Annotated in this window: 7 protein-coding genes and 3 pseudogenes; 3 read left to right on the top strand and 7 right to left on the bottom strand. The window is 39.4% G+C overall.

Features of this window, described 5'->3' with window-relative positions:
• Positions 1-12: 12 nt before the first annotated feature.
• From V7K32_RS03885 to V7K32_RS03870, 3 genes and pseudogenes are all read right to left on the bottom strand, one after another.
• The gene (locus V7K32_RS03885) at positions 13-5,457 is read right to left on the bottom strand and encodes a trifunctional serine/threonine-protein kinase/ATP-binding protein/sensor histidine kinase (protein ID WP_334990500.1); all 5,445 of its coding nucleotides are present in this window, start codon (positions 5,455-5,457) and stop codon (positions 13-15) included.
• 390 nt (positions 5,458-5,847) lie between these two features.
• Positions 5,848-11,426: pseudogene (locus V7K32_RS28655) on the bottom strand (trifunctional serine/threonine-protein kinase/ATP-binding protein/sensor histidine kinase).
• A 121-nt stretch (positions 11,427-11,547) separates the two neighbouring features.
• Positions 11,548-11,971: pseudogene (locus V7K32_RS03870) on the bottom strand (aspartoacylase); the annotation flags it as partial.
• A gap of 198 nt (positions 11,972-12,169) precedes the next feature.
• Between V7K32_RS03870 and V7K32_RS03865 the strand changes: the two are divergent.
• The 3 genes from V7K32_RS03865 (at position 12,170) to V7K32_RS03855 (ending at position 14,305) form a co-directional block, all read left to right on the top strand.
• Positions 12,170-13,363 carry an AGE family epimerase/isomerase gene (locus V7K32_RS03865; protein ID WP_334990497.1) on the top strand — a complete coding sequence of 398 codons (1,194 nt, stop codon included), beginning with the start codon at positions 12,170-12,172 and terminating at the stop codon, positions 13,361-13,363.
• Between the two features lie 37 nt (positions 13,364-13,400).
• The gene (gene cdiI / locus V7K32_RS03860; protein ID WP_334990495.1) at positions 13,401-13,742 is read left to right on the top strand and encodes a ribonuclease toxin immunity protein CdiI; all 342 of its coding nucleotides are present in this window, start codon (positions 13,401-13,403) and stop codon (positions 13,740-13,742) included.
• An 80-nt stretch (positions 13,743-13,822) separates the two neighbouring features.
• Entirely contained in the window at positions 13,823-14,305 is a 483-nt protein-coding gene (locus tag V7K32_RS03855; protein ID WP_334990493.1) for a cupin domain-containing protein, read from the top strand.
• A gap of 259 nt (positions 14,306-14,564) precedes the next feature.
• Here the strand turns inward: V7K32_RS03855 and V7K32_RS03850 are convergent.
• From V7K32_RS03850 to V7K32_RS03835, 4 genes and pseudogenes are all read right to left on the bottom strand, one after another.
• A pseudogene (locus tag V7K32_RS03850) lies at positions 14,565-15,893 on the bottom strand (ATP-binding protein).
• A gap of 286 nt (positions 15,894-16,179) precedes the next feature.
• The gene (locus V7K32_RS03845) at positions 16,180-17,469 is read right to left on the bottom strand and encodes a tellurite resistance TerB C-terminal domain-containing protein (RefSeq protein ID WP_334990491.1); all 1,290 of its coding nucleotides are present in this window, start codon (positions 17,467-17,469) and stop codon (positions 16,180-16,182) included.
• 104 nt (positions 17,470-17,573) lie between these two features.
• On the bottom strand, positions 17,574-18,944 hold the full coding sequence (locus V7K32_RS03840; RefSeq protein ID WP_334990488.1) for an ATP-binding protein: 1,371 nt from the start codon (positions 18,942-18,944) through the stop codon (positions 17,574-17,576).
• Positions 18,945-19,116: 172 nt separating this feature from the next.
• Positions 19,117-19,353 (bottom strand): hypothetical protein, encoded by a 237-nt coding sequence (locus V7K32_RS03835; protein ID WP_334990486.1) that lies wholly within the window; start codon positions 19,351-19,353, stop codon positions 19,117-19,119.
• Positions 19,354-19,397: the final 44 nt, after the last annotated feature.

Genomic DNA, 19,397 nt, shown 5'->3' with positions numbered 1-19,397 from the left:
AAGAGCAAAAATTTACACCGGAATTTCAATTATAAATTCTGTACCCTCTCCTGGTGTGGAAATGCAGCTTAACTGGCCCCCATGTTTTTCTACCACAATCGAATAGCTAGTTGATAATCCCAAGCCTGTACCACTACCTACTGATTTCGTTGTAAAAAATGGATTAAATATATTATTTCGCACGGTCTCGCTTATCCCTACACCGTTGTCTGCAATGCGAATAATTACCTTTTTTGGTTCTTTTAATTGCGTCTGAATAATAATAGTCGGTTGGAGATTTTTATTTGATGCTTCTAAGGCATCAATGGCATTGTTGAGAATATTCATAAACACCTGATTGAGAGCAGATGCATAACAATTAACTAAAGGTAGTTGACCATATTTTTGAATAACTGCAATCTCTGGATGTTTACTATTATTCTCAAGTCGATGCTGCAAAAATAACAGCGTGCTATCAATCCCAGAATGAATATCTACTCCTTTGATTTCTGATTCATCCAAGCGGGAAAAATTCCGCAGTGAGAGGACAATTTGACAGATGCGATCTGCTCCTACCTTCATCGAGGACAGGATCTTTTGTAAATCATCCACCAGAAATTCTAGTTCAATATCGGCGATTTTTTGGGCAATCTCTGGCAATGGTTGCGGATAAAGTTGTTGATATAAATTATTTAATTCAATCAAGGATGCAACATATTCACTCGCTGGTTTTAAATTGCCATAAATAAAATTAATTGGATTATTAATTTCATGAGCAATCCCAGCAACTAGGTGTCCCAAACCAGACATTTTTTCTGATTGAATTAGTTGGGCTTGAGTCGAGTAAAGTTTCTCCAGTGTTAATTCTAACTGAGTTGCTTTTTCTGTTATTTCTTGGGTGCGTTCTTTTACTTTTTGCTCCAAATTATGGGAATAATTCTCTAGTTTGTGATATAATTGGGCATTTTCTAGAGAAATAGCTAATTGAGTAGTGAGGAGTTTGAGAACTTGTAGGCGATCGCTGGTAAACGCTCCCACGGTCAGGTTATTTTCTAGGTACAAAATGCCAATCAACTTGCTTTGGTTGAGAAGCGGCGCACAGAGAATACTCTTGGGTGAATGGCGCAGAATATAGGGATCAGCCGCTAGGGTTGGCTCGACTACTGCATTGTCAATTACAGCCAATGAAAGGGTGTTTTTGACCCGATTGATCAGTGCAACAGGTACTGTTTGATGATCCTCAAAAGGCAGCGAACCCAAGACAATCGCAGGCCCTTCGAGTTGGGATAATGCCTCAATTACCCAGCGCGAGCCTTTTGGCATCAGCAACGCACATTTATCAGCTCCGGCATTTTTGAGTATGACCTGAAGTAGGGTCGAGAGTAATTTCTCCAACTCAATTTCACTAGAGAGAGATTGAGAAGCTTGGAGAATAGTTGCCAGATCGAGGGCTTCTGAGAGGCTAGTATTACTTAAGGTGGAACTCCCAATCGTGTTATGAGAAATAGGAATCATCGTTTCCATCAGTTTGAAAGATGATTGCTGTTTTTGCAAAATTGTTACAAGTACTTGGGGATAGCGGGTTTCTAGATCGGTAACTTTGGCTTTTGCTCCCCACCGAGCGTAACAGTAATAGGCTTCTTGCATATAACTTGCGGCAACTTTTTCTTTGCCCCAATCGAGATAGAATTTGGCGGTAAGTTCGTTAGCTAAGGCTTCTTCGTTAACGAATTGGTTTTCTTTAGCGAGTTGAATGGCGCGATCGTAGTGTTCGATCGCCTCTGCTTTGTTACCCAAAATCCGATACTTTTCTGCCTCAATTAAATGCCATTTGTGCAAGTGATTCATCGGGGCATTTTCTGCCCACTGGTACAGAACAGTTTGATGGGCTTCTACCTCGGCAAACCCAAAGGCTTGCTCTGCTTCTGGCTGGGTGGGTAAAAGTGCCAGGTGTGTTAGGGCGGCATAAAAATGGAAAACAGGAATCATAACCATTCCCGATACTGCCATCAAATAGGACTTGGCTTGGGTGATATAGTCGAGGGCAGCCTGATAATTGCCAAAAGAGTAGGCAAGCAGCAGTTTGGAGATATAGGCAGTAGCGATCGCGCAGAGATCATTATCCTGCTGGTGCTTCGGCAACATCACCGTTTCATCGTAGGCAGTGCCAATTAAGCAATCGGGTTGACTTACCCTTTCTCTGAATTGCTGCACCATTTGCCGCATCAAAGACAAAAGAATATACGCTAAATCTTGTTTTAACTGAGCCAGGGCAGCACTGTAAGCGGCTAATTCGGATGCCAACTTGTCTAGGTCTACACCTGCAAAAATCGCATTATAGGCGTAACCTAATATGCTGTACCCAGTGTAGAGAAAATCACCTGTTTCTATGGCAGCCGTGTAGGCTTCTTTCACCGTTGGTAGCGTTGCCAAGAGTGCTTCCTGGCGAGGCTGGATGAAATACCCAAACAGTTGTAGAGTGCTGGGCTTCATTTTCCGATTATTCAACCTCTCCAGCAACGAAAGGGCTAATCGACCAAATTCGTAACCTGTTTTTACTTCCCCCAGAAAAGCACACAGCACTATACCATGAATAACATATCCTGTCGTTGAGGCAGGGGAATTGCCAAACTGGAGCGATAACCGCACCATTGTCGCGCTCAACAGGGGTATTAAACCTGGCATTCCTTGCAACACTGGGCCAAACAACATTCCTAACAGTTGCATTGCTGCGATCGCTGTCGGTTCACTCATTACCGGCAGGTCAATCAGCCCACTAATCTCTCTGCCCTGGAGTTGCTGGTTAAGGTCTTGTAGCGCTTTGCCGATTTGGGCTTCATCTGGCGCATTGGGGAATTCTACCCCCAATGGCGCTAGAGCCTCGATTCCGACTGCGATCGCTGCTAACATTTGGCTCCCAGCAAGTAGTGCCGCGATTTGAATTTCGTAGATTTTCACTTTGTCTAAAATCGTCTGTGCTTGCTGTAATACCAATGCGGCAAGCTGTTTCATGCTTTCAAGATCACCATTCAAATAGCTGGCTTCTGTTGCTGCGACATATAGATTCAGAGTCAATTCATACTGATTTTGCCAACAATTGACCTCTAGTAGCTCAATTCCAGTTTGTAGATACAATCTGGCGGCGGTGTATGCAGTTGAACTTCTGGCTTTAGCACCAGCTTTTAAGTTGAGTTGCGCTAAGGCTTCTCGTTCCTGCTGTTGAGTAATTAATCCCTGTCCTTGGTTCAAATGCAGGATAATATCAAACAGTTTTTCTTCTCGTTCTATTTCTGAAGAGTTTTGCAGAAGTAACCGTCCAATTTTGAGATGCGTTGCTTGCTTTTTGTGATCAGGAATTAAGAAATAAGCAGCTTGTTGAACGCGGTCATGTAAAAATCGATAAATCGGATTAGCTGCTTCATTAGAAACTGATGCACTATCAGACTCAATAAAGAACTTATATATTTCCGTATTCGGAATAATCAGCCCTTCTTGCAAAGCTCTCCATAAATCAGCTGCCGTTGCTTCTAGAGATTGTTCTGAAATAATCGCCAATGTATTCAAATCAAACTGCGCCCCAATACAAGCTGCTAGTTTGAGAACATTCTGAGTTTGGTGTGGCAATTTCTGCAATTGCAGTGCCATAAACTCTACCACATCATCAGTAATTGCTAAGGCTCTGACTTGGGCAATATCACACTGCCAATTGCGGCATTGTAAGTCAAAGATAATTAGATTTTCGTCGTTTAACGCCTTGATAAACTGGCTAGCAAAAAAAGGATTACCTTGAGTTTTTTGATAAACCAATTTTGTCAAAGGTTGGGCAAGCAATAATTCGCAATTGAGCGTATCTGCCACCAACTGATTCAAAACTGGTTCGGTTAATGGTTGCAGCACAATCGTATTGACAACTGCCCCAGTTTTGACGATCTCATCTACAGCCAGAATAAATGGGTGAACTGGTGATACTTCATTATCCCGATATGCACCCAAGATTAATAAATGTCCTGTTTCTGTCATCAACAATTGCAGCAATTTCAGCGATGCGGAATCTGCCCATTGCAAATCATCTAAAAACATCACTAAGGGATGTTCAATACTTGTGAAGATTTGCACAAATTTCTGCATCAGCAGATTGAAACGATTTTGGGCAGCAGCCCCTGATAGTTCTATAGCCGGCGGTTGAGTACCAATAATGCGTTCTATCTCTGGAATTACGTCAATCAAGACTTGTCCATTGTCGCCAACAGCTTCCAGTATTTTGCTTTTCCAGGCTTGCAATTGTGCATCTGATTCTGATAGCAATTGCCCCATTAAATCTCGAAAGGCTTTTACAAATGCACCAAAGGGAATATTCCGTTGAAATTGGTCATATTTACCTTTGATAAAGTAACCACGTTGTCTAACAATCGGTTTGTGAACTTCGTTAACAACCGCAGTTTTACCAATACCCGAAAACCCAGCAACAAACATCATTTCGGTTGCACCAAGGCTAACTCTTTCAAATGCTTCCAATAGAGTTGAGACTTCGGTTTCTCGTCCATAGAGTTTGTCAGGGATGATGAAGCGATCGCTAATATCACGCTCTCCTAGTGCGAAGGATTCAATGTTTCCGGTAGATTGTAATTGACTTAGGCAAATCTCTAAATCATGCTTGATTCCCAAGGCACTCTGATAACGTTTTTCACCATTCTTCGCCATTAATTTGCTGATAATTTCAGATAAAACTAAGGGAAGATTGGGATTATTTTGATGTACTGCAATGGGAGTTTTGGCAAGATGACAATGCACTAATTCCATCGGCTCATCACAGACAAATGGTAATTTTCCCGTGAGTAATTCGTAAAAAGTAACACCTAATGAATAAAAGTCACTGCGGTAGTCAATTCCCCGGTTCATTCTACCTGTTTGTTCTGGAGAAATATAAGCTAGTGTACCTTCTAACACATTTGGATTGATGAGTGTTTGGGTTTCCCGTGGTAGTAAGGATGCAATACTAAAGTCAATTAATTTAACTTCTTTGGTTTCGGGATTAATTAAAATATTGGCAGGTTTGATATCTTTATGAATAATCCGCTCTCGATACAATATATCTAAGGTATTGCACAGTGCGATCGCTATCTCTAAAAATTCCATCAAAAATTCTACGCTTCCCCCCAATCCCGACTCCCGACTCCCTACTCCCCACTCCTTTAAAGAAATCCCCCCAAAGTCTTCCATCACCAGCGCATAACCATTTTGGTAGGCTTCGAGGCTGTAGGTTTGGACGATTAGCGGTGAGTTGAGATTTTTAGCAATGGTGTACTGATTGCGAAATGACAAGAGTTCAGAGAAGCTGGGATAAGGATTTTTCAGTAGTTTAATCACTACTGGTAATGAGTTAACTTTTTGATACCCTCGATAAACTAAAGTTCTAGAACCATTGTAGAGTTCTTCGTTTACTTGATATCCGGGAATATTGGCAAAAGTGCTAACCATACTGCTAAATCCTAATGATTTACAGATATAGTGTTCCCAGAATATCCAGCAAAATTCAGGAGTCAAACAATTTTAGATTTTAGATTGACCCCATACCTAAAGTCATTGGCTGTGTTATTTAATTAAGGTCGTGAAACCCAACCTACATTGGAGTTATTTTTAAGCTTAAGGACTGACAAGAAAGAAATTGCTCAAATAAACGAACCTTATTAGACACAGAGAACACAGAGGAATAAGGAGGAGAGAGTTTTTTCGCCAGTTTTTTGGGTATTTTTTTATTTGTTAGTCCCTTAACCGAACAGTATTAGTTTGCGACCGCGATTTTTAGCAATATTTTAAGTATTATTGCTTATTGACAAATGGGGTTCGACTTTAACCTCTCACGAATGTTTACACCGGAATTTCAACAAAAAATTCTGTACCTTCACCTAAAACAGAGTTAAAACTCAATTTTCCACCGTGGGTTTCTTCAACTATTTGACGAGCGATCGCCAACCCCAACCCCGTTCCTTTACCAACAGCTTTAGTAGTAAATAGATGTTCAAATATTTTTTGTTTCACTTCTTCACTCATACCTTTAGCATTATCAGTAATCGTAATTTTAACGCTTTGATTTTCGAGTGAGGTTGTAATTGTAATGTAGTTAAGATTAGCTTGAATTTCTTCATAACTGCGTCCGATGTTATATTCCTCTAAGGCATCAATAGCATTTGCTAGAAGATTCATAAATACTTGATTTAATTGACCAGGGAAACATTCTATTTGAGATAAATTGCCGTACTTTGTGACAACTTCAATAGCAGGACGGTGTTCATTGGCCTTGAGACGATGCTTGAGAATGAGAATTGTGCTATCAATGCCTTGGTGAATATTGAAAGGCACTTTGTAATCTTGATCGGTACGAGAGAAAGTACGTAAACTGGTGCTGATATTTTTTAAGCGATCGCACGCTATAGACATGGAATAAATCATTTTGGGCAAGTCTTCTAAGCTATAATCTAAGTCGATTTCTGACTCATGGTCAATAATTTCCTGACTTTTGTTGGGAAAACTTTCTTGATAGAGTTTCAAATGTTCGATAAGATCGCCAAAGGTAGGTTTAGCTTGTTTGAGACTGGCAGAAATAAAACCGAGGGGATTATTCATTTCGTGAGCTACCCCAGCAACTAAATTACCCAGTGCAGACATTTTCTCACTTTGGACAATTTTTAATTGTGCCTGTTGTAAATCTTGTAGTGCATGGCCGGCTTGTTGATAAAGTCGAGCATTTTCTAGGGATATTGCGGCTTGATAAGACAAAAGGTTAATCATGCTGAGGCGATCGCTAGTAAATACGCCTTGAGTAAGTTGATTTTCTAAATAAAGAATTCCCACCATAAGCCCTTGATTAATAATTGGAGTACATAATACACTTTTGGGTTGTTTCTCCAACATATATTTCCCAATTACACCAGGGATATCTGTTTGAGAATTGTTGATAACAACCGTTTCTTGAGTATTTTTGACATAGTTGATAATTGTGATGGGAATATCTTGACAATTGTCGAGTAATTGGGGACTGAGAATTGTTTGTATTTCCTTACGATCGCTTGAGGTAATTGCTCGGACTTGCCAAGTATTTTCTTCTTGAAGTAGCAATACAACTTTTTTTGCTCCAGAGTTTTCTAGGATAATCTGAGTCAGACTGGCAATGAGTTGATCTAATTCCAGAGAACTGGAAATAGCTTGAGCTGCTTTCAAAACAGAGGTAAAATCTAAAACCTCAGAAATACTAGTACTGTTAGTGCTATGCGTGTGACTGAAGGAGGAAGTGCCATGAAAAGCAAGAGTTTCTTTTGGGTTGAGGTTGAGTCGTTGCTGTTGCAGGATGGGGGCGAGGACTTGGGGATAGGTTTTTTCGAGGTGATTAACTTTAGCTTTTGCTCCCCAGCGAGCATAGCAGTAGTAAGCATTTGTGATATAAATTTGAGCAAATTGCTCTTTACCCCAATCAAGATAGAATTTAGCAGCGAGTTCGTTAGCTAAGGCTTCTTCGTTGATAAATCGATTTTCTTTAGCGAGGGCAATGGCTTGGTCGTAACACTCAATCGCAGGGGCTTTTTCACCCAAAACTCGATAACGTTCAGCCTCGACTAAATACCATTTATGTAAGTGATTCATCGGGGCATTTTGCGCCCATTGATGCAGAATTGTTTGATGAGTGATGGCAACAGCAAGCATTTCAGATTGCTCAATTTCTGGCTCGTTACGCAAGAGTGCTAAGTGCGTTAGGGCGGTATAAAAATGGAAAATGGGAATATGAACTGTTCCCGATACTGCGATTAAGTATGACTTGAGTTGGATGATGTAGTCGAGGGCAGCCTGATAATTACCATAAGAGTAAGCAAGCAGTAGTTTGTAGATGTAGGCAATAGCGATCGCAGTAAAATCATTATCTTGCTGGTGCTTTGGCAGCATTACGGTTTCATCGTAGACAGTGCCTATTAAGCAATCCGGTTGGTTTACCGTTTCTCTCAAATGCTGTATTGCTTGCTGCACCATCTGGAAAAAAAGATGCGCCGAATTTTGTTTCATCTGAGCTAGCGCAGGATTGTAAGTGGCCAGTTCGGGTGACAAAGTATCCAAGTCTACACCTGCGAAAAACGCAATATAGCTGTAAGCTCCTATGCTGTAACCGGCGGAGAGAAAATCGCCGCTTTCTATACCAGCCGTGTAGCCATCTTTCAGCGTGGGTATCGTTGCCAAGAGTGGTTGCTGACGATGTTGGATGAATGCCCCAAACAAGTTTAAAGTGATGGGCTTGATTAAGAGAGCATTCAACCTCACAAGCAACGAGAGTGCTAATCTACCAAACTCGTAGCCTGTTTCGACTTCGCCCAAAAAGGCACACAGCACCATTCCATGAATTACATCCCACATTCCGCACTTCAAAATGTATTATCTATCTTTTCAATAAAAATTCCTAATAATGTTCAAATTATTAAGTATTAATATTGAATACCATTGGCGATTTATGTTGTTGATTTAACCATTTTTTTCCACCTATGGGAAATCTACGCATATTACACGATGAAGTGCGGAAAGTCGGTTACATATCCTACCGTCGAGGCGGGTGCATTCCCAAACTGGAGCGACAACTTCACCATCGTTGCACTCAAGAGGGGCAGTAAACCAGGAATTCCGTGCAGCAGTGGTGGAAACAACATTCCTAACACTTGGATCGCGGCTTGGGCGGTGCGATCGCTCATTACCGGCAAGTCAATCAGCCCAGCAATCTCTCTGTTTTGGAGTTGCTCTTTAAGGTCTTGTAAGACTTTGCCAATCAAAGCTTCGTCTACTTCCGTTGGTAATTCTACCCCCAATTGCCCTAAAACTTCTCTTCCTACTGCGATCGCTGCTAAAATTTGACTCCTAGCCACTAGTGCCGCGATTTGAATTTCGTAAATTTTTACTTTGTCAAAAATCGTCAATGCCTGTTGCAATACCAATGTGGCTTGCTGTTCCATCCCCGCAAAATCACCATTCAAATAGGCAGCTTCAGCAGATGCAACATACAAATTCAGAGTCAAATCATACTGATATTGCCAACAGTTTGTCTCAAGTAGGTTAATCCCGGTTTGCACATAAACCCTGGCGGCGGCGTAAGCTGTAGAATTTCTCGCCTTCACTCCAGCTTGCAAATTCAGTTGAGCTAAGGCTTGGCGTTCCTTTAATTGACTAATTAACTCAATTCCTAAATTCAAATGCCCAACAAGAACGAACAGTTTTTCTTCAAGCTCTCACTCGGATAAGTTCTGTTGAAGTAACCTACCAATTTTGAGATGAGTTGCTGTTTTTTGCTCATCGGGAATCAGGGAATAAGCAGCTTGTTGCACTCTATCATGTAAAAATTTATAACAAACTATTTTTTCTTCGCTCTTTTCTAATGAAAAATCACTAATAACTAATGACGAATCTTGATAAAACTTATAAACATCACCAATCGGGAAAATCAATCCTTCTTGTAATGCTTTCCATAAATCCGCAGTCGTTTCGATTTCTGATTGTTCTGAAACAATTGCCAAAGTTGCTAAATCAAAATAGTTGCCAATACAAGCTGCTAACTGCAATATATTTTGAGTTGAGTAAGGTAGTTTTTGTAATTGAAAAACCATAAAGGCAGCAACATCATCTGTAACCGATTGAGTCGTCACTTGTGCAATGTCACATTGCCAACAGCCTAACTCAAAATCAAATTTAATCAGATTTTCTTGATGCAATGCTTTGAGAAACTGAGTTGCAAAAAACGGATTCCCTTGAGTTTTTTGGCAGAGCAATTGAGATAGAGTCCATGCTAAACTTTCTGGACATTTTAATGTATCAGCAACTAACTGATTCGCTGTGATTTGACTAAGTGGTGCTAAAGTAATCGTATTAATCGTGAAGAGGTTTTTTTGAATTTCACTTAAAGTCAACATTAATGGATGTACTGGATTAACTTCGTTATCACGGTACGCACCAATTAAGAAAAGATACTTTGTATGAGCCATTAATAGCTGCATTAACTTCAGTGATGCTGAATCTGCCCATTGCAAATCATCAAGGAACATAACTAAGGGATGTTCTGCGCTGGTAAAAACTTGGGTAAATTTTTGAAATAATAAATTAAATCGATTTTCTGCCGCCGCTCCTGATAATTCTATGGCGGGTGGTTGTTGATTAATAATTCTTGATAATTCGGGGACAATTTCAATAATTACTTGTCCATTTTCTCCAACTGCATCTAATATCTTAGTTTGCCATTGCTGGATTTTAGCATCACTTTCGGTTAATAATTGCCCCATTAAATCTCGGAAGGCTTGTACAAATGCCGAAAAGGGAATATTACGCTGAAATTGATCGTATTTCCCTTTAATAAAATAACCACGTTGGCGAACAATGGGCTTATGAACTTCGTTGACAACTGCTGTTTTTCCAATTCCCGAAAAACCTACTATCAGCATCATTTCTGTTGCACCAAGGCTAACTCGATCAAATGCTTGGAGTAGGGTTTCTACTTCGGTTTCTCGTCCATAAAGTTTATCAGGGATGATGAAGCGATCGCACACATCCCTACTCGCAATTTCAAAATCTTTAATTATCCCAGAAACTTGTAGCTGATGTAAACAATTTTCTAAATCAACTTTCAGTCCTAACGCACTCTGATATCTGTCTTCAGCATTTTTTGCCATCAATTTCATGACGATATCACAAAGAACTTGGGGAATTTCTTTTCCCCTTTTGCTGCTCAATTGCTCTGGAAGTTTTGCAATATGAGAATGTACTAACTCCATTGCATCGTTTGATTTAAATGGTAACTCTCCCGTGAGTAATTCGTAAAAAGTTACACCTAATGAATAAAAATCAGTTCGATAGTCAATTCCCCGATTCATTCTGCCTGTTTGTTCTGGAGAAATATAAGCTAGTGTCCCTTCTAACACATTGGGATTGACTAACGTTTGCGTTTCTCGTGGTAGTAAAGAAGCGATACTAAAATCAATTAATTTAAGTTGTTTTGTTTCAGGATTAATTAAAATATTGGCAGGTTTAATATCTTTATGAATAATCCGCTCCCGGTAGAGTACATCTAAGGTATTACATAGTGCGATCGCTATTTCTAAAAACTCCACCAAAGATTTTACACTTCCCCCTACTCCCCACTCCTTTAAAGAAATCCCCCCAAAGTCTTCCATCACCAACGCATAGCCATTTTGGCAGGTTTCCAGGCTGTAGGGTTGGACAATCAGAGGTGAGTTAAGATTTTTAGCAATGGTGTACTGATTGCGAAACGACAAGAGTTCAGAGAAGTTGGGATAAGAATTTTTCAGCAGTTTAATCACTACTCTTAAAAAGTCAGCTTCTCGATACCCCCGATACACTAGGGTTCTCGAACCATTGTAGAGTTCTTCACTGATCTGATATCCGGCAATATTGACAAGAGTGTTGAACATACTGCTTAATTTTGGTGATTTCTGATTTATTGTTCCCAAATCAGTAATCTTTATCAGTCAAGCAAAAAGTTTTTTATAAGTCTTGCCATGCAGCCATTTCAGCTAAAGACAGGATTATAAACACCTTAACCATCGGATTTATAGAACTTAAATAAGCCCCTAACCGAAGTAAAAAAGGATGCATATCACAAAAAATTGGACTTAACCCCATGTTGGCAGTTGTGCAGTGCAAATCAACAATTACATCTTCAAAAGGCTGATTTTGCGGTTGCAATATCTGTTGAATTGTTTTTGCTTGCGTATACTTCATAACTTGAGAGTTGAGGATTTTGTAAGCCTTGATTAGTGAAGCAACGATTTAAATCCTTTTCAATGTATTGTTTGCCTTCTTCAATAGCTTTGAGATTAGCAAGTAATGCCAGAGTTTCAAAACTTGCTCTATTGATTAAATTTGGATACTGCTGAAACTTTTTGACTAGATGTACTCCTGTTAACTCATTACCGTGGTTTCCTCCAACGATCGCAACTCGTTCAATCTGACTCATAACAACCTCATCTCTAAAAAACTACCCACAGTTATCGAGAATAGTGCAAGATACAAGATAGAAGTATACCTGCTGCTGACTAAATATTGTAAAAGACCGATGCGATGTCTACGACGGGCTATTCGGCGTCGCTCCATCTTCAAGTCAAAATATGATAACTGTTAAGCTGTTGCTTTTGGTAGAAAAGGGGAGGAAATTATGGGGTATGATTTTCAAGCGATGCCTCCGAAAGGCTACGCCTACGCTGAACTTTACAAAAACGCTCTCCTCAACAACGTAGTCCCATTTTGGGAAAAATATTCTCTCGATTGGCAGCAAGGCGGCTATTTCACCTGTCTCGATCGCCACGGCAAAATTTATGATACAGATAAATTCATCTGGCTGCAAAACCGCCAGGTGTGGACTTTTTCGATGCTTTACAACCAGCTAGAAAAGCGCGAAAACTGGCTAAAAATTGCCAGCAATGGGGCTAATTTTCTCGCCCAACATGGCAGAGATAGCGATGGTAACTGGTACTTTGCCCTAACTCGTGAAGGTAAACCACTAGTTCAACCTTACAACATCTTTTCTGATTGCTTTGCAGCGATGGCATTTAGTCAATATGCACTCGCTGGCGGCGAAGAATGGGCAAAGGATGTGGCAATGCAGGCTTACAACAACGTATTACGCCGCAAGGATAACCCCAAGGGCAAATATAATAAAACCTATCCCGACACACGCCCGATGAAATCATTGGCTGTACCGATGATTTTAGCCAACCTGACTTTAGAAATGGAATGGTTGCTACCCAAAGAAACACTAGAGAATGTGCTAGCTGAGACAGTCCGCGAAGTGATGACCGACTTTCTCGACCAAGAACGGGGACTAATGTACGAAAATGTTGCCCCTGACGGTTCCCACATAGATTGTTTTGAAGGAAGGTTAATTAACCCCGGTCATGGTATCGAAGCAATGTGGTTTATCATGGATATCGCCCGTCGTCAAAACGATACCAAAACTATTAATCAAGCCGTTGATGTGGTGTTAAACATCCTAAACTTTGCTTGGGATAGCGAGTATGGCGGATTGTATTACTTTATGGATGCAGATGGTCATCCCCCACAACAATTGGAATGGGATCAAAAATTGTGGTGGGTTCACCTAGAATCATTGGTTGCATTAGCTATGGCTTTTCGCTTGACCGGACGTGAGGTGTGTTGGGAATGGTATCAAAAAATGCACGATTACACCTGGTCACATTTTGCTGATTCAGAATATGGTGAATGGTTTGGCTACCTCAATCGGCGTGGAGAAGTATTGTTGAACCTTAAAGGTGGCAAATGGAAAGGATGTTTTCATGTACCGCGTGCATTGTACCTTTGTTGGCAGCAATTTGAGGCGTTAAGTTTGTAGTTAGTTTAATCTTCAGGAAAAACGCATCTTATTTTTTATGATCGAACAATTATTTGACGGCGTAAACTATACAACCGATCCACTTTGGATAGTGAAGTATTACTTTAATGCGATAGCGGGTATCTCTTTTCCTTATGCAATCAATACTCTTCTTAAAGGTATTGGTTATGGTGATGAATATAATATGTGTGAATTTCCTTGCGAAGATGAGGATGATATGTTTGAAGGAGTTCGCTTTTGCTTTCTGGATAAAGATGAAATAATAGTTTCTCAGGAGATATTCAAAAAATATCTCAAAATAGCGGCTGAAAGGTACATTGAACTTAATCCAGAAAGGGCAGATGAAGTTAAAAATGTACTTAAAAAACTATCTGAATAGCACTAGTAAGTTAAGTAATTAGACAAACTAAACACAAAATGATTTAATTAGACGTATTGCCTAAACAAAAAACTTTTAATATGAGAAAACTGTCTCTGATTCTCCCCTTAGCTATCCTAGCTTTTGGCAGTGTAGTTGTTAAGAGCCAAGAAATCTCCTCACCCAATACTTACACTCAATCTGTTACCCGTGAAGTTTTAGCGAGTGGTTATCCTACCCAAGATAAAAAGCAGATTCTTGAGCTTGTACGCTATACCATCGCACCAAGAGCAAAACTCCCTACTCATACTCATCCGGGAATGCAGATTGAACGAGTAGAGGCAGGAAGTTTAACTTATACTGTTGTGAAAGGAGAAGCTAAAGTAACGAAAGCTAACAGCACAGAATTGATTCTTCAAAAAGGGAAAACTATACAGCTTACAGTGGGAGATTCTTTAGTTGAATCTGCCGGAATGGTTCATTATGCAGAAAACCAAACAAACAAGCCGATTATTCTGTTGTCTGCTTCTCTATTTAATGCTAATCAACCAAAAGCTATTTTAACCAATCCTGAAAACAGATGAATTTGATGAGAGATTTCGACTTTTGTCAGAGGTTTACTCATTGGTATTTTAAATGGCATCACACAGATGACGATATGAGTCGCCATTATCAGCAAAGTACCATCGAGTTGCCAGAGTTTAATCGTGTTAACCCTCTCAAGTGAAATGTGAAAGAACTTACCAACTTTGCAAAATGTCACATAAAACTGAAGATTTAAATAAAATTCTAAAGAAGGTTTTCAATCTGCTTATTCTTCTAGCTCAGTGTCTTCATTATTAATTACAAACTAAATTCTGCTGCACCATCCTCATCCACATCTGCATCATTACCCATCGCAGTAGGTTTAAATTTAGAACCATGAATTAATTCACCAAACACAATTCCTGGATTTTGGTGAAGAATATTCAGCACACTCATAAAATCTCGCACAATTTCCCCTGGTGTCAGTAATGCTTCTGCACCCAACCGATTAATAATTTCTCGTACAAACTCCTTCAACTCACGATTCGTCAAAGTCTGTTCATACCCAAAATTGAGTGCATGAATCTCAGCTAAACGTTGCAGAAGTGTCAATATTTCTGCTTCACTCAACGGATTTAACCGAATCACTGGCCCTAAATGTTCCTGAATGCCAGATTTTGCAACAAAACGGCTTTCTTTTGTGCGTCTTTGCCAAGCTTGGTCTGCAAAAAGTCCCCGTTTGGGGTCTTCTAAAAATTTGGTTGTTCCACCAACGACAATGCCAAGATGCTCTGCTTTACACTGCATTGTGTCATTAAACATTGCCAGAAGTCGATTATAATTCTTTTCCCGCGTGACTGTAGTAGATATTTGATATAAATGTACAGCTTCATCAACTAAAATTAACAGTCCTTTGTAACCAATTTCAGCTACAAACTTCGCAAACAGTTTTATATAGTCATACCAACTATCATCATCAATAATGACGCGCACTCCTAAAGCTGCTTTCGCCTCAACTTTAGTAGTAAATTCTCCCCGCAACCAACGCATCGCCGCATTTTTTAAATTATCATCATCCAATCGGTAGCCACGCCAATAAGCGATAATCACGCTACCAAAATCAAAACCGTGAACTAAGTCTTCAATATACTGAACTACTTCCCTAATTTTTGATTCAACTTGGTTATCAAAACCATCGTCATTCGGACGCATTTCAGTTTCTTTAACTACTTCTTGTTGAATTTTATTAATCCATCCTTCTAAAATCGAGACTAAAGCACCACCATCAGGACGAGTTTTTGTAGCTAGGTGGCTCATTAATTATCGATAGGTAGCGACACCTTCATTATTACTTCCAGCTAATCGACGTTCCGGGGATAAATCAGCATCAGCTACTACAAAACCTTGCTCCATCGCGCGGTTGCGAAGTAGTTGCAATAAAAAACTTTTACCGGAACCGTAGTTACCAATTATGAAGCGAAATGCGGCGACACCTTCGGCAATATCATCGAGATTTTGTAATAGGCTTTTGAGTTCTTTTTCTCGCCCTACTGCTATATATTCAACTCCCACTCTTGGTACTACTCCCGCACCAAGGGAATTGATTAAAGCTGTGGAGATTTTTTTCGAGATTTTGAGCTTTGCCATGTATTACACTTTAATTAGGACAGCGTAAATATTTAAATTAGTTAATATAGTTTGAATTCTTATCACCGACTTACTTATTTTATTCTAAATGCAGAAGCACGTAGTAAGTGGGCGCAAATAATCATCACTAGCTCGTAGTTGCGCTAAAGCGCAAGACAGCGCAACTACAAGCCAAATACAGAGATTTTACTTTTTGTTACATAGTTTGGTTTTATCTTGCCTACCTACTTAAGTTAGGTAAGGTACATATTCACCTTACTAATAATCTTATGACGGCAATAATAATTTAATTTGACGAAGCATGTTTAGCCATTCGAGCTTCATATATTGCAATTATTTTTTTGACATTCTTTATATATTCTTGATAAACTTCTGGACTTTCCGAATTTGAATCAATTATTAATTCACCAATAATATCATTTGCTTGTTCATTTATAGAATCTATTAACAGATTTGGCATAGTAATGTTTGTTTCAGCAATTTTTTTAATAGCAGCATTAGGATTATCTTGTTCGACTATAGCTTTTAATACTTGTAATTCGTATACTGGAAGATTTTCTAAAAAATTAGTCCATTCTTCGGGTAAATTTTCTGATGTATCAGCTTCCGAAGTATCTCTGATTGCTGTAGTTCCCATTATCTCAGAAAAAGGAAACAATTCATTATCCTCTTCATTAGAATTATCAGCCAAATGTTCTGGATTGAATGTTTCTATTTGTTGGAGTAATTCCCATACTTGATTTTGTAATGAATCTCGTTCTTCTTGCAATAATGAAACTTGCTCTTGCAGCTGCTGTAATTCGGCTTTGTGTTCTGCTAGTTGGGTTTGTGAAGAATTCAGGATAGCTTGGATATTTTCTCTTTCGGCTTTTGTCGCTACCAGTAATTGATTTTTTTTGGTTGTCTCAACTTCTAACTCTTGAATTGCAATCCGCAGTTCGTATAATTTTTCTTCTAATTGGGGTTTGAGTCTGCCTAAAAGAGTTAAATTGCTTTCAATTTCTTGCTTCTCCTGCTGGAGTTCGGAAATTTGACTTTGCAAATGGGTAATTTCACTACGAGATACATTACAATTCGACTCTAGACGGCGCTTCTCTGCTGTGAGGACAGAAAAAGCATTGTTTAATTCTGTTAAATTTTTTTGCAAATTATTAATTTCAGTTTTCAGGCTACTGATTTCAGTTTCTAACTGCTTTTTTTGTCCGGCAAATGTTCTTAATTCTCGATGTAAACTATCCCTTTGGTTACGGCTTTCTGTTACTTGATTTTGCAGTTGTTGTGACTCTGCATATAATAAATTATGATGTTCTTCAATTTGATTTATTTCTCTGACAACGCGAGCCTTCAATCCCTCCATCTCTTTAATTCGTTTGTGGATAGAACCTAAAATAAACATTTCATAATTTCTGCGTCGCTTATCTACAAATAATGCTGCTGTGTAGATAGTAACGGCAGTAATTAAACCTGTGAGAAAGGCTTTATTAAAATCCCAGTTCGGGACGAGGCTAAGACCAAAACTCACACTAAAAGCAACTATCCCTAGTATAAATCGATTGCTGATCGTTACTGATTGCATATTGCTGGTTTTTAGCGTAGTTAAATTATCAGAATAAGTAGCTCTCATAACTAATTCGTAATTCGTAATTCCTAATTAAAATGCACATAGTAAAAGGCTTAATGCTAAATGTTGGATGTATTGTTATTTGCACCAAAAAGTTTTAAATCTGCTTTTATAAAATCAACAAACTGCCGTGCTGTGCGTCCAGAACGACCGTTGTGGCGAGTTGCCCATTGTAATGCTTGAAATTCCAAATTTTCTTGGGTAATATTAATTTCAGCTTGCGTGGCTAGATGTTGTACAATTTTTAAATAAGTTTTTTGATCGGCTGGTTCAAAGGTCAAGGTTAAACCAAAGCGATCGCTAAACGAAAGCTTCTCTTGCATCGTATCCCAAGCATGGATTTCATCGTTATCCTTAGGGGTAGGTCTATCCACAAAAAACTCCCGAATCAAGTGGCGGCGATTGGAAGTAGCATACACAACTACATTTTGCGATCGCGCGGTTAAATTACCTTCTAAAACTACCTTGAGCGCTTTAAAGGCATCATCATCTTCTTCAAAGGAAAGATCATCGACAAATATAATAAATTTTTGTGACACTCCTCGTAAATGTTCCACAATTTCTGGTAAGTCTTTTAAATCAGATTTTGCTACTTCTAATAAGCGAAGGCTGCCTTGGGCTTTGGCCTTGCCGGAGACATCGCTATATTCATTTAACAAAGATTTCACCAAAGAAGATTTGCCAGAACCCCGACTACCGTAAAGTAATACATGCAGTGCCATCTCTCCTGATAATAAAAACTCTGTATTTTTCAGCAAAGCATCTTTTTGAGACTCATAACCTACAAGCGCACTCAGCTTAATTGGATCGGAATACCGAATACCGATAAACTGCCCAGCTTGCCAACGTAAAGCGCGATATTCTGCAAATAAACCAGACCCACATTGCCGATAATAAGCCGCTAACTCTTCTACAGCATCACCCCAATTATCTAACTCTTGTAGATATGTAGCGAATGTCTCTCCTCCTAGCAATTCTTGCTCTTTATACCACACTACTGGCGAAATCGGCATGTGAGCTACGCCTTGTATCCACTCACTTAAAGAAGCGCTGCTACATCTATAAAGACTTTGTAATACTTCTAAATCATGCCGAACTGCTGCTACTATAGCTGGGGGTAAATCCTTAAATTCTTGCACTTGAGCAAGCTTTGTAAATGGATTATCACAGAAGAGAAGTTGAGTAACTAAATAGTCTTCCCAATTTTGATTTTTAGCAGCCAAAGCGTGGAAGTAACTACCGTAGGCTTGCAGACAACCCCGGGCATCGGCATCAGTGTAACGGATAGCTTGCAACAGTTCTAGAAATGCCATCCCCACTTCGCCTTGCAGAACAGACTGGTACAGTAAAAGTGAGGCTGCTTGGCGCTGGAGATATTGAACCTTTGTATATGAAGAAGTATTTGCCATTGGCATCGCTTGATTATCCATCAATAAACTGTGTGGTATAGCTAAATAGCTATGGTAAATTGTCTGCTGACCCTGGCGGTAAAGTCAAAGTCTACATAGGTTTTAACAATGAATTTAAGTAGGGTTTGCTGCTTTTGCCTACGGTATATTAGCGATCGCTGGTGGTATTATTGGCTATATTCACTCTAGTAATTCAATCTGTAAAGTCAATCTCTGCTCCACCCAAAGGGAATCTCATGAAACCATTACGCATTTTCCTAAGCGGCTTAACTGCCTTGTTGAAGTTCTCCCACGTTTCTGCATAAAGTTGGGCTGGTACAGGGTTTCTTATCTTGGAAGCCTCAAGCAGCAGTGCATTAATTCTCTGTATGTCAGTCTCTGTCAGTTGGGTAAAGGCTTGTCCTATTAGTTTGTAATCATTGTCATTCATAAAGCAGATTGATTAATTTGTGTTTGTGGCAATCTGACGAAATA

It is taken from the genome of Nostoc sp. (genome assembly GCF_036917635.1).
In the GTDB taxonomy this organism is placed as follows: Bacteria; Cyanobacteriota; Cyanobacteriia; order Cyanobacteriales; family Nostocaceae; genus Nostoc.
Note: the sequence above shows the minus strand (reverse complement) of the source record. Positions and strands in the feature narration are given on the sequence as shown.